This is a genomic window from Pandoraea anapnoica, assembly GCF_902459765.1.
GTDB classification, from domain to species: Bacteria; Pseudomonadota; Gammaproteobacteria; order Burkholderiales; family Burkholderiaceae; genus Pandoraea; species Pandoraea anapnoica.
The window spans coordinates 157,747-171,075 of sequence record NZ_CABPSP010000013.1 but is presented as its reverse complement, the minus strand read 5'-3'; the positions used below and the strand labels follow the sequence as shown (position 1 = coordinate 171,075).

Sequence of the window (13,329 nt, the reverse complement as noted above, 5' to 3'; positions counted from 1 at the left end):
CAACAGGATCTCATCGCGTCCTCGTCGACCAAGAAGAGTCCCTATTGAGGCATCGGAATGATCTGAATCTCAACGAGTGACCTAGAATGCGACTCCGAACGCGTGGTGCCCTCGAAGTCGGATCGGTAATCTGGTTCCCGTCGCGCTCCAAACGCGACCGGGTTTGACGACCCGAACGGTCTTATCTCGGGCACACAGCCGCGATGTTTGCGGCTTTCGTGTGCGCTGTGCCACGCCTCGACGTCTACGGGCGGGCCTGGATTGGGACACCTTCGGGTGTGCCGCCTAATCCGAGTGACCAGCGGTTCGTCAACCTAGTCCAGTGCCCGCCCACCCCTGCGCAATGCAGCGGGTGGCGGAAATCTCAGATTGGCTAGTTAGAGGTGCCCCGCATGACGCTTCATCATCCCGCAGCTTCCATAGTCCACGCTTCCGTCGACAAGCTCAACACGCTCTCCGAACGCATCCTTGCTCTCACGACATGCACAGTCACGGATACCGGCAAGGAAGTCCCTCATCGAATCCTGCTCGCGATCTTCGAAGAACTTGGAGAAATGACCGTCGAAATGGCCTGCGAATGCCATAGGTTGAAAACCGACTTTCTCGATGCGTAATTGCCGCCTCGACTGTCGATAGTGCAGCATTTTTTAGTTTTTGAACGACATAAACGCACAAAGGGCCTCCCCACTGGGAAGCCCTTTGTTTGTTCTTGGCGGGCCATCAAGGATAAATTTGGGCACTGGGAGGCGCTCATCTCCATCGCTCAAATTTTTCATAGAAATCAAGTGCGTACGAATAGTTAACAAATTGGCCTATAGCGAGGAATTGCGCTCCAGAAAGGACGCACGATTGTGCCGATGAGTTCAAGCTGTCGAGTGAAACTCGTTGGCTCGATGGAACGTCAGATATGGCACGTGAGCTGGCTTGAGATTACGAATCGTCCATTCCGGAGAGACCCCAAGCTGGGCTCTGGCAGCATATGGCAAGGCCTCGGACACGAGTAGGCCGCCCTGGTCCGAGAATGAAATCCAACCCCCATCGAACAGTGCGTCAATGTGGGGAGCGAGCAGAAGGCCATTGAACACGTCCAGCCTCTCGTCGTCACTCTGGCATTTGGCCCAAGGTCTGATATGTGAGGCTCGCAACAAGGCAGGCACGGCGAGGCCGGTCACGCAACAACGGCCCTGCCAGTAATCCATCAGCGCATTTCGAAACAGGTCTTGCCCCACACGCTGTACCACCAGGCGCTCGGCCTCTGTGGTTTGCGGGAGGCGCAGCTTCTCGCGCCGGAACTGGTCGGCCACACGGTTTGGCATGGTTCTGGCAAGGGCCGAAGCGCGTTGGAGCACGGCGTAGAGCTGGTCCAGGTCGGACATGGAGGTGACACCGCCATCGGCGCCATCCAGCAGTAACTCGGCTGAAGCTGAGACGCGGAAACTGCCTTCCACGACATGCACAAGAATCGCTTCAGGAAACTGCGCGGAACGCAGCTCCATCCCACCATCATTCAGCAACACTGGCGTGCGCTCAAAGCCACAATCCGTGGCCGCCTTCTCCAGGCGAAGACGCTCCAGCGGCGTCATGTCACGCTACCGTTGGTGGAACTCGACGTCGCGCCAACCATCTTTCGCTCCATGAGTCTCGACGTGAAAACACAATAGCGGAGCAGTAACCACCACGCGTAGAGAACCTCAGTGCCGAAGAAGCCGGAATCATCCAGCAACCCATGCGCGACTTCATTGCGAAGATTGGTACCAAGTGGGTCAACCAGCAGGTCCTGCAACTCGAACACTCCGTCCGCACCAAATGCCTGAAGCGCCTCTGCTGTCTCGAGCAGCACCCCCAGCGGACGCTCGGGCTGCACGCCGCCGGGTTCCAGCATCGAAGTGGAGCCGCCGCGCGTCTCCACCACATGGCGCACAAGCGCCTCGAGTTGCGGCGGAATCAAGTGGCCGGCAATGAGCATGTCACCTTGAAAGCCAGCCACCAGCGCTCGCATTACACTTTCCGCGTGACCCGGAGGTACCCACGGACTGTACTGAATCAAAGTGGCCAAGTCCTGCCGTTCTACCCCGTGCGTAAGGAAGATTTCCTCCCTGGCCGGGTTAAGCATCGCTTGGACAGTGACGTTCCGGCCCAGTCTTGCATTGCGAAACATACGCCAGCGGAGGCCCTCCTGCTTTGGGTCATCAGCGCCCGCCGGCAGTCCCGGTGCTCGTGCGATTACCCGCCCGCGCGAGTTCACCACGTCGCTGGTGAGCAGACTGCCGAGCACGGCGATGCGCGCCTGCTCATGGACTTCCTGCTTAAGCTTCTCTATTGATGGTGGTCGCGCCATCTTGCACAGTTCCAGAACTGCCTCATTCAACGGCTTGTCTCGAACAGCAGCAAGTGCACGATGTATCAGTTCGGTGGTGTCGATACTTGTCGAAACGGACTTAAGCTCACCTACTGCTTCCTGCTGTAATGAAAGCAATCGCTCGTGGAGTTCTGTCGCGCGGTCCTTTCCACCAGGAGCTTGGCGCATGGCTTCGACGGCGTCAGACAATATCGAGGCAGCTGCTATAGCACCTCGACCTGGCTGCCCGTGCGCCAACTCTGACTCCATCACGAGGCACTCAGCGGCCTCGCGTAAGGCAGCGCCTTCGGCGTGCGCGTCGCCAGCCACGCGGTAGCACTCCGCCGCAAGCTTGTAGTAGTCTCTGGCTCTCCAGAACTCGTTGCCGCCTTGTGCGGCACTTGCCGCCGCAGTGGCGAACGTTGCAAACTGGCGCGAGTCGCCGTGCTTGAACTCGAGCAGCAGCTGGGTGAGTCGTAACGACAAATAGAGGGGGTCGGTACCACGATGCCGCTGCAGCATCGCGCTAATTTCGCCCAGCACGCGCGAGCGGAGCTCAGCCCCTCCCTTACCCAGACTCACGGCGAGCCGCAGCGCGCGCTCCAAGCGTGCCTGGCACGCAGTCCACTCCGTGGGGTGCTCTAGCCTCAAAGCCGAAGCTATATATGCCTCTACGGCACCTTGTGCCGCCGGGAACGAGCGAGCCTGCAGCCAGAGTACATCCAGGAACCTCGCTCGGAGTTCGGAGTCACCCAATGACATCGCCCATCCCTGCAGGCCAAGCAACTCAGCTTTCGGGAAGTCAGCGGGGATGGCGCTACGCCGCTCACCGAAGGCGAACATCGGCCCATACGGCTCCGCGGGTTGGTCGGGCTTCAGCATCATCGTCAGAACCTGGCCGACGAAGCGCAAACACTCCAATTGCTCCGGTCTCCATCGTGCCTCGTCCTGCTGCAAGCGCGACAGCTCATCGCCATAGGCCACACACTCGCGCAGCTCGACACTCTCGAGAAGACGGTCCAATTCCAGTGAGTTCAACGCCTCACCGCTGATAAGGCGCCAGTCAAGCGACATTCAGTACCTCTGCATGGACAAAACGGTTTCCCAGATGCGTTTCGAAAGCCATCATTCCCCTTGCTATTCGAAGCCCGGCAATTCGGGCACAAGCTCCCGCTTAAACAAGAGCTTTTCTTCACAGCCTGGCTCCAACTCCAGCACAATATTCGGCTCTCCATGGAGCTCTTCTGGCGGCGGCGAAGTCGTCGTCACAATGAACTGGAACGGAACGGCACCGTCCCGGCCGAATTGCGCTGCGGCTTCCGACGCCACAAGAAAGAACTCTCGATACAGACGCTCGCTCATGTCAGCCTCTCGCGGACAGTCATGAACCAGGAAGCCGGGGTGGCTGCTCGCTTCGGATATGGCCGCGTCGAACAAGCAGACGATGTCGCCCAGGAGCACCTCCAGCACTTGGTAAGCCTCGCCACCACGCGCGACCTCGAACGGCCGAAGCTCATGGTCTGCCACGAATCTGGCATGACCTGCAGCCCCGAGCAGCCGCGTCGATACGCAAGTGGTCAAGGATTTGATTGCATCTGCGCGTGAGGACTGCTGTGACCGACGGCCTGCTGCCGAAGTCCGTAGAGTATTCAGTTTCGATTCGAGCTCCTGCTGACGTTCTCGCGCCTGTATCAAATCGGTAGAGTCGACGCCATGGGCTCTTTGCGAGTGCAATAACTGAAGTTCATCCCAGGATTTTTTCAGTAAGGCACGAGAGCTATCGCTTGTTGCGATTCGAACGTTTAACCGTCGCAGTTCAGCTTTCTTCGAGGAGACCCGTTGAGCTTGCCCGGACACAGCCGTTGAAGTGCTTTGGAATTCAGATTCCTGGCGGGCGAGCTGCCGCGCAAGTTCCGGGGCGTTCGCCTGGACTTCTCTTCCATCCCGATGCCAGGTCATGCCGACAGCACTCTTCCTGTTCTGGATGTGCTGGCACGCCGAGAAGTCGACGTCGCCGTGGTCACATCGGCCGCCATTAAGTCCCTCCAACCGGTCGCGCAGGGCGGTCAATCGCTCGAAGTCCGCACGGTTCGCTTCAACGAGCGACCTCGCGATACCCACCTCGACCTCTGCCAGCCGCAACACATTATTCAGATTGGCGAGGCGAATCTGTTCCTGTGCAAGTTGCTCCTCGGCCTGCTCGACCTCGCGCTCCCAGCGTTCTTCCTCCTGTTCCGCAGTTGCCAACGCGGCCCGCATGCGGGACTCGACTGATGGGTCAACGGTCGTTTCGTGCAGCGGCTCATCCTCTCCGGCGCCAAGCCGGATGCGTAGCTGACGGTCGGCATGGGCGAGCGCAAACGCTGGTGCACGCTCCAATTCGGGAATTCGTACCTTTCCTTGATCGAACTGCATTTGCGTCGATTCAATCTCGCGGAGCAGTTGGTCCAGTCCAGTATCGACGAGTCCCAATACGGACCCGACGAACAATGGAGGGTCACGCCGCGGTCGCGTGAAGCCAAGGCCTTCGCCGTCTCGCCAGTGGTAAAACCCGTCAAAGCGCGTCTTCTGGTCCCTGATACACCAGGCCAGTAGATGGCGCCATTTGAGCGCCTGGTTCGTGCCGGGTAACGATTGCGCCGCGAGACGGCCTATCGAGAACTGCTCCAACGCGTTGAGGTATCCCGAGAAATCATTCGAAACGCCCCCTTGAAGAAGAGTTTCCAGCGCGTCGCACTGCGCCGCCAGCGAGTGACTGTAGGCTCCATAAGGCCGAAAGACCAACCAGGTAACGTCTTCAATGTGGACCTTCGCTGCTACGCCCCCCTTGGGAAAACCACCCGCCGCCTTTTCACGCAACGTTGCAATGGCAGGCGCATCGTCACCCAGCACATATCGCATCAGCAGGCATAGCGAGGTCTTCCCGACCCCGTGGCCAGCGCTGGTCAGACCAGGAGATTCACTTGAGGCTGATTCCTTGGCCCACACGATATTCAGACCTTGGTGCAGCCCGATGACACGCGTCAAAACCAGCGGCTCGCGGGATTCGACAAGCCATATAGTTTCGACCCATAGCCGAGGATGCTTGCGGACGGGTTCATATCCTTCAAGCCAACGTGTCATCGTGCCTCCTACCTTGTGCCTGTCGACCTAGGTGTTGCCGTGCCGCCATCGGTTGCTGCACCCTCCGCCGCCAGGCGTCGCGACTCGGCGGTCAACAGCAATTGAGCGATGTTGGTGTGCTCCGCAAGTTGTATTACATCACCTGGAAGCATTCCGCCTCCTCGCTTAAACGAGGACTTCAAGCCATGTGTCTGGCGCACAAGGACTGAGATGGCCTCGAGGCGCTGAACGATGGGAAGGACGCGGTCCAGCAGTTGCGCTGCATTCGAAGCCCCGTGCGTACCCATCTGCGATTCAAGCAGTTGCCCATCCGCCGGTTCCAGGTACTGCGTCGCGGCCGCCGAGCGCGCAATAAGGGATTGGAGTTCTGTCACGGAGCAGCCGTCCGGCATATGCTCCACGAGCGCGACGACGAGTCCCGCGAGTTTGGCTTCTTCTGCGTTTCGAATCACACCCTGCTCGGAATATTGCGCAGGAACCGCCGGAATGGCCGGTGCATTTTGAGACGGCATTGCACTCTGCCGGTCCCACGCTTCCAGCACCAGTCGCTGCGTGCGGTACTCGCCGAAGCTGCGTAGTTCGCTTTCCTTGAGCACGCGAAATGTCTCGCTGGGGTAGTCCGGGCCCATCACGTCCGCAGGGTCGAGGATATAGCGCAACTCGTCGCGAGTAAGACCGTAGAGACGAGCAAAGTACGCGTCGAGCTCAGCGCGCAGCTGGGCCCTTCGTTCGGGAATCCAAGCGAAGGGCTTACTGCGCTCCAGGACGGGACGTGAGTCGAAAGTGACGAGGTCGGCAGCCCATGTTCCGAGGTCGTTCGCAGTGTAGGTTAGTTCGAGGACACGGGGGACAATGTAGCTCAGCGCGGCGGGAGTGAAGGTGTCCGGCGTTGGCACCGGAAACTGCTTGACGTAGCCGAAGGTCATGTTGGTTCCGCCAAGCTTCTGACGCACGATGTAGTCGAATGTCATCGAGCCAATGAGTCCGAGTAATATTGCACATATTGGAGCGGTCTTCTCGGTCGAAATCAGCGGCATTGAGTGACCAACGCCAACTCGCGGTATTGCCGAGGCGATGAAGCTACGTTCGTCTGTGCTTCGGGCGATGTTGCGGAAGCCAATCAACCATCGTGGGCTTCGGCTGTCCATCCAGCTGTCGAGCAATTCACGCAGTGAGTTCGTCAGTTCAGCGACGCTCGTGACCTCAGCCAAGGATGCCAACTCCTCGTCAGCTAGACGAGCGTCGGCATTCTGCACGGCCCATTTCGGGAACTCCGACAAGGCCTTTCTCGTCGTAATGCCCTCACAGCGCAGCACCTCATTGAGGCGGGCGAAGCGGGCTCTAAGCTGTACCTCGGTGGGCCCGATGTGATGCTGTGCCTGGGTGGGCGACCAACCTGCGGTCAACGGGGGCTCGCCGGCGATGCGGAGGAACAGCTCGCCAGCCACCCATTGAGCCAGTGCGCGCAGCAGGTCGTTCAGCGCAGCATCCACAACCTCTTGCTGTGCAACCTCCTGTGCTGAGCGCAGAGCGAGCCAGGAACGGCTCACGCGTGTCGGCACCCGAGCGATGCGGGCCAGTACCTCATGCTCGTCCACCCAGTAGCGCGGACGCACAGTGAAAGCCGGGTCAGCCTTCTGTGCGGAGCTAACGTCGGCGGTCTCCACCTCGCCTGCCTTGCCACTCGAGGCGTCGACGTACGTCGCCCAGCGTGGGTCGAACTGGTGAATCATCTTTGCCTCGTACAACGGCAGTCGTCGGACCTGACTCTCGTAGGCAGACGTGTCGCGGAACAGGCCACTATCGCCTGACATATGAAACATCGTCTGGAAGGCAATACCCCACGGATTCACCTCTGGCCGCAATTGCCCTGCCTCATCAGTGGACGCATCCTTGATGAGCACTGGCGCTGCACCGTAGAGCTTCTTGGTTAGCTCGGCGTCGCGCTCGCTCCGGAACACCGGGCAGGTGCGGGTGTTCGGATTGATGAGCTCAAACTCTTCAGGCGTAAGGTGAAACTGGCGGCGCGCGTCATGAATCTGCTCGGGCTGACGAGCAAAAAACACCAAAGTGGCCGGTTCGCGCGATGGGCTCCCGCCCAAGGTGAGCAGCGCAAAGCGAAACGAGTGATGTACAGATGGGAATACGAACTCCTCGTTCTCGAGACACAAGAGGCTTCGCAGAAAGCCACCCACAGCCAGCCGCTCGAAATAGGCCTTGGTCGAGTCATCTGTCGCAATGCCAGTGGGCACGATGAAACCTGCTCGACCGGTCGGTGCAGTGGCTTGCAGGAAGGTCTCGGCAAACAGCGCGTAGGTGTTAACGTCCCCCACGCCGGTGAGCGGGTAGCGGCGACTGTCGTGCGCGTATAGGCTTGCCGCCTCGGCACCGCGCCGCGCGGAAATGAAGCTGTCGTAGAGTGCAATTTCAGCTTGGTTGGGTGGGGTCAGGCCTTCGGCGCGTTCCAGGTCGGGATTCACGCGATGCAGAAGCACACCCTCGCGCAGCCACTCGATACGCTGCGCACGTTCGGCCTTGTTGCGTGCCTCGGCAACTAGTGGGCTGCGAGTAGCGAAGAATTCCTCCTCCTGCAGCTTGATGCGCTCCCACGGTGGGTTGCCCAGCATCACAGAGAAACCACCCTGTGCCGCCACTTTGGGGAAAGCCAGCCACCAGTGGAAAACGCCGTGTTGGCGGCATAGCGCCTGGGTGGAGTCCTCCACCTTGACATTAGGTGGCTGGCCACTTAACACACCCCACAGATAGCCCGACAGCGGAATAGAGCTACCCGCGTCGGACAGCTTGGGCGCCAGGAAGGCCGCGACGTATGTGTCTGCCAGACGGGCAAATGTGCTGCGGTGCGCTGCGGCATCCGCAGCCGCCCAAGCAAGGCGCTTGGCGGCCAGGTGCTCAGGAGTGTCGTCGTCTAGTGTCTCCACCGACAAGGCTTGCACGGCCAGGCCGGCCTGCGTGAGCAAGTCGCCTCCGGCGATGGCGCGCCAGCTCTTCAGGTCGGCTTTATTCTGCTTTTTCAGTGCGCTAGCCACCGCCTTGTCGTCGCCCGAGAGTGCGGCGTAGGCATCGTCGGGGATGCCCTGCTCAAGCACCTTGGGGTCCAGCACGCCAAGCAGTGCGTCGCCAACGCGCAGGTGGTGGTCGACGAAGCTCAACGGCCGGTCGGGCGAATAAGCCTCCAGCCACAGCGCGGTCTTAGCGAGCTGGATGGCCATAGGGTTCTTGTCCACACCATAGATGCAATGGCTGACCACGTCGCGCAGGGCGTGGCGGTAGTCGGCAGGCGTCGGGGCGCCGCCTTCCCGTTCCGCCGCGGCGCGGTGCATGGCGACCTCGTCGGCCAGCCGGCGCGCGGCAGAAAGCAGGAAGTGGCCGCTGCCGCAGGCAGGGTCGCAGATGGTCAGCTCCAGCAGCGCGTTCACCGGGCGCTGCGGATTGGCCTTTACCGTCTGGGCAATGACGGGCTCCAGCGCGCTCTTGATGAGCTCCTGCACCAGACTGTCGGGGGTGTAGTAGCTGCCAGTTAGCTTGCGGGTGTTGCCTTTGGTGGAAGCATCGGCCGCGTCATCTCCAACAAAGGCCAGGCGCGCGGTGCCGGGGTGGGCAAGGCCTTGCAGGTCGGGCACGAGTTCGAGCAGGCTCTCGTATACGCTTCCAAGCTCCTCCGGCCCCATGTCACGGTAATTGACGCGGGAAAGGCTTCCGTCCACTCGGAACCAGCCCAGCTCGAAAACCGCTGCCAGCAGGTAGCGGTTTTCGAGTTTCGCAGCGTCCAGATACGGGCATTGGTCTGCGTCGAACAATCCACCTAGGGCTGGCAGACCCAACGCAGCTTCGCCGCGTGCTAGGCCGCCTAAGGTGATGACTAGGGCCTGCCAGAGGTCCACGTGGCGGTCGTGCTGGCTGCGGCGAACGGCGCGCTCGCGCAGCCAAGTGAGCGAGTAACTTGCGAGATAACGAGCCTTGACCTCATCACTGGCGTCGGGGACGAAAACCAGGCGCTCGCCGGTGCTACGGTCGCGCCGGTCCTCCACTGTGGCCAGGAAGATGAGGCGGTAGACAAGACGCAGGAGTTCTTCGAAAAATGCCTGGCGGTCGTACCCGCTCTCGGCACTTTGCAGGGCGGCACGTAGCGCTCCATTGGCGGGATGGGATAGGAAACCGGTACCTAGCGCGCGCAACGCGTTGGCTACCTGGTCGCGCAACTTGCCACGCACGGTGACGCCTGCGAGCTGGCCGGCACTGCGCCAACGCTCCCAAGGGCAGTCGGTGGGCGGCGCTTCGGGACTGCCGAAGCGGCTGGCGTGGGCAAGCAGCCAAAGCGCGCTGAAGTCGGCCAGCAGTTCCTCGGTGAGGATGGCTTCGAGGTCTACCTCGATGTAGGCCGGGCGCGTGAGGCTGGGGTTGTCGCGCAGGATGCGCAGTGATAGTCCATTGCTAACCAAGGCCCAAAGCGAGGTGTCACTGGCGTTGAGCGCTTCCTGCGCGAGCATGAAGGGGCTGCGGCGACGAGTCCTGCCGGTGTCCGGGTTGGATTCTCCAAAACGTTCGGCAGCGGTATCTAGCAGTTGGTCAAAGCCGGCGAACACTAGCGGCACACGACCACCGCCGCCGGCATGGCCAACGTTGTACTGGTGGCCGGCTTGTTCAATGGAGGGACAACGTGCAGCATCGTGGAAATGCAGCACATCGCGCATCAGCGGCATCAGCCACTCTCGCACGGTGACCTCATGTGGCTGCACGTCCTGGCGTCGGCGCAGTACTTGAAAGTCTTGCCAAAGATTGAGCGCAATCTTGAAGTCGCGAGCAATTTCGTCGCGCAGCTTCAGGCCTTTGGCGATGCGGTAGTGGCTTTCCATCTGCTCAGTCGCCTTAGGGTCGGCGAGCAACGTCAACCGTGTAAGCTCGTCGGCGGGGATAAGACCGCCTTCGATGCGGATGGCACGGTAGGCGAGCTGATGCGCTTGGCGTGTAGAGTTTCGGCGGGTCATGGCGTCAGGCTCCTGCAGTCGTGGCTGCGGTATCGGGCAGCAGCACGTAGAGGCCCATCACGTCGACCGGCAGGCTGGCAGTAACCTGGTAGCTGCCCCGGCCTTCAGCCGCTTCCCGTACGCGGCGGTGGTCCTGAAGCAACGACTGGGCACGAGCCTGGGCAATGGCTTCAAGCTGCGGTTGCCAGCTAGGCAAGGCATCGAGTGCGGATTGCAGCTGGCGGTCACGAAGAGCTGCAGGCATGTTGCGAGTGGCTTCAGCGCCTAGCAGGACTCGAGTTTGCTCACTGGAGAGCTCGGTTAGTGGCTCGCCGCCTTCGGTAGTCACGGCGACAGCTTCTTCACACATTAGCAACCGGGTGCTGAAGCCATGCGTCACCGTGAGCTGGTGGCGAATCCGCAGCAGCAGCACCGTGGTTTTGAGCGAAACCTGACTGACGATGGCAGCGCCGGCGCGTGCCACCGCGGTGTCACCCGTGGTTGGTGTTGCAATGTCGTCCAGCGCTTGCTCAAGCAGTGTGTCTGCTAGCACGGCGACCAGGGGGTGCGTGCGGTGTATAAAGGTGGCGCCTTGTGCTGAAGGTTGGTGAAAGTCAATGCGTAGGTTGTGAGTCAGGCCCTCCGCGTCGAGCCGCTCTCGCACGGCGCCTGGTAGATGTTCAGTGAGTAGCTTGAAGTGGCCCTTGACCGGCTGAAGAGGGGCGCCGAGCTGGGTTGTCGCCCGGCGGACGAAACGCTCGACAGCGGCTTCGCCTCCCAACGCGGCGGCAGATTTTTGCCACTCAGGGAGCACGTCTTCTGGCCGTAGGCGGCGCTGGGCAAATATGGAGCGGTTTTGCTTGGCCTTTTCCCGGGCGCTTTCCCATGCAAGCTCGATGTCCCTTGCTGGTTCGCCAAACAGGTCGAGCTGCGACTGGGCGTTGAGCGGCGTCCCCTTGCGTAGCAGCACCGCATTCATTAATGCCTGGGTGAGCTTACCCTCGTTGTCTGGCATAGGGACGAGCACGCCGAGTTCCTTGCGGATGCTTTCAGCCTTGCGCAAGATGACCTGCAGCACGGCACCATCGACAGGATTGTCTTCGCCGTAGAGCATGGTGCTGCGAACCTCGCGGGCCTTTTGGCCGAAACGGTCTACGCGGCCGTCGCGTTGTTCGTGTCGTGTGGGGTTCCAGCTCAGGTCGTAGTGAACAACAGCCGTAAAGAGGCTTTGCAAGTTGATGCCCTCGGAGAGGCAGTCGGTAGCGACCAGAATGCGAGTGTCGCTTTCGCCTAATTCCTCGACTGCTGCTTCGCGCTCATCGGGTGTCAATTCGCCCGTGACCGCTTTCACCGTGGCAGAGTTGAATTTGTCCTGTAGCGCGGCAGCCAAGTAGTGCGCGGTGGTGATATAACGGCAGAAAACGACGGGTTGGAAACCGTCCCTCAGCAGCAGCGCCAGATGTTCTTGCAACTGGGCCAGCTTGGGGTCGTTTTGCTGACCGGCCAGTGCGGCGGCGCTGGCCATCAGTGCTTGCAGGCGTTGGCTGTCCTCGGTCTGGGCACCAGGTTCGATGTCGTCTGTGGAGAGAGCATCGTCGGTACCATCGAGCACACGGTCGCTGGCTTGGGCTTCGAACTCCTCCAGAGAGCTGGCGTCGGACGCGTCCGTGTACCCTTGGGCACCGAGGAGACGGGTACGCAAGGCGTTGATGGCTGCAGCAGGTGACGAGGAGATACAGCGCAACAATGCCAGCGCTGCCCACCAGTTCATGCGCTGCTCGCGCAGGCCTTGGCCCTCCGAGCGTTCAACGAGCTCTCTGGCGTAAGAAAGCACGTCATTGAACAATTGCCCCCAGGCGCCGGTGAGCTTGTATGTGAGCTCGGCCGTGCGGCGGTCGGGAAACATGGATGTGTCCTGCCATTCTGCAATGTCCGGCCGGCGGCGCTGAACGAAATGACGCGCCAGCGCTTCGCGTAGGTCGCTTCGCTGATTGGCAGGCAGGTCTTTTAGCTGTGAGAAATCCGAGCGAAGCAGGCCGAGAAGATTAAAGAATGCATCGTCGTCACCGCTGTGCGGTGTGGCGGTGAGTAGCACCAGATGTCGCTCGGTCTGGTCCGCAAGACCTTTGAGAAGCTGGTATCGCTGCTGGCGACCTTGCGCCGCTTGGGTGCAGGTGTGCGCCTCATCAACAATGATGAATTCCGGGCAGTGGCGCTGAAACGCTTCGCGGCGTCGTTCTGACTTGATGTAGTCCAGGCTCACAACCGTGTATGGGTGAGCGTGGAAGACTGAAGTGCCGGGCGGAAGGTCGCGCTCCAAGCGGTCTGCCGTGTTGGAGCGTACGACAACGGCATGGATGTGGAAGCGTTCGGCCAGCTCGCGCTGCCATTGTTCACACAGGTGCGGGGGGCAAAGCACAGAAAGGCGCTGGATTTCGCCGCGGTCAAGCAGCTCTCGGGCAATGAGCGCGCCTTCAATGGTCTTACCAATGCCAACATCATCAGCAATCAACAATCGCACCGTGGGCTGCTTGAGCGCCATCAACAACGGCACGAGCTGATAGGCACGCGGCTCGACGGCAATGTTACCGAAGCTGCGGAATGGGCCAGCGCCGCTTCGTAGTTTGAGCTGGAGGGCATCGAGTAGCATCTGGCTCGCTGCATGGTTGCGCGCCTGTGCCACTGTCGGCCAGGGGAAAGTAGCTGGGCGGACCGGCTGGCGCTCTAGCGGGAGGTAGATGAGGGTTTCATCATGCTCGCCGCCGCCCAGCGGGCGCAGTCGCAACGTTTCTGCCGAGGACTCAGGTAGGACTACCCACTCGCGGTCACGAGCCGAAATCAGGGTGCCCGGATGGAACTCCGGTGTCGGGGCATTCATAAGTA

The 13,329-nt window shown here is 60.7% G+C and carries 6 protein-coding genes; 1 reads left to right on the top strand and 5 read right to left on the bottom strand.

Annotated features, from left to right (window positions below; genetic code table 11):
- Positions 1–392 precede the first annotated feature (392 nt).
- The gene (locus tag PAN31117_RS20525) at positions 393–614 is read left to right on the top strand and encodes a hypothetical protein (protein ID WP_150739817.1); all 222 of its coding nucleotides are present in this window, start codon (positions 393–395) and stop codon (positions 612–614) included.
- Between the two features lie 249 nt (positions 615–863).
- Here the strand turns inward: PAN31117_RS20525 and PAN31117_RS20520 are convergent, their stop codons facing one another.
- The 5 genes from PAN31117_RS20520 to PAN31117_RS20500 all read right to left on the bottom strand — a co-directional run bounded on the left by PAN31117_RS20520 (position 864) and on the right by PAN31117_RS20500 (position 13,324).
- Positions 864–1,583, bottom strand: coding sequence for an HNH endonuclease (locus PAN31117_RS20520; protein ID WP_150739816.1), 720 nt, complete (start codon positions 1,581–1,583; stop codon positions 864–866).
- Positions 1,580–3,412 carry a DUF7380 domain-containing protein gene (locus PAN31117_RS20515; protein WP_150739815.1) on the bottom strand — a complete coding sequence of 611 codons (1,833 nt, stop codon included), beginning with the start codon at positions 3,410–3,412 and terminating at the stop codon, positions 1,580–1,582. Before PAN31117_RS20515 ends, PAN31117_RS20520 begins: the two co-directional genes overlap by 4 nt.
- 63 nt (positions 3,413–3,475) lie before the next feature.
- The gene (locus PAN31117_RS20510) at positions 3,476–5,461 is read right to left on the bottom strand and encodes a hypothetical protein (RefSeq protein WP_150739814.1); all 1,986 of its coding nucleotides are present in this window, start codon (positions 5,459–5,461) and stop codon (positions 3,476–3,478) included.
- An 8-nt stretch (positions 5,462–5,469) separates the two neighbouring features.
- On the bottom strand, positions 5,470–10,467 hold the full coding sequence (locus tag PAN31117_RS20505) for an Eco57I restriction-modification methylase domain-containing protein (RefSeq protein ID WP_150739813.1): 4,998 nt from the start codon (positions 10,465–10,467) through the stop codon (positions 5,470–5,472).
- A 4-nt stretch (positions 10,468–10,471) separates the two neighbouring features.
- Positions 10,472–13,324: a DUF8741 domain-containing protein gene (locus PAN31117_RS20500; RefSeq protein ID WP_150739812.1), complete on the bottom strand. Its 2,853-nt coding sequence runs from the start codon at positions 13,322–13,324 to the stop codon at positions 10,472–10,474.
- Between the last annotated feature and the right edge of the window lie 5 nt (positions 13,325–13,329).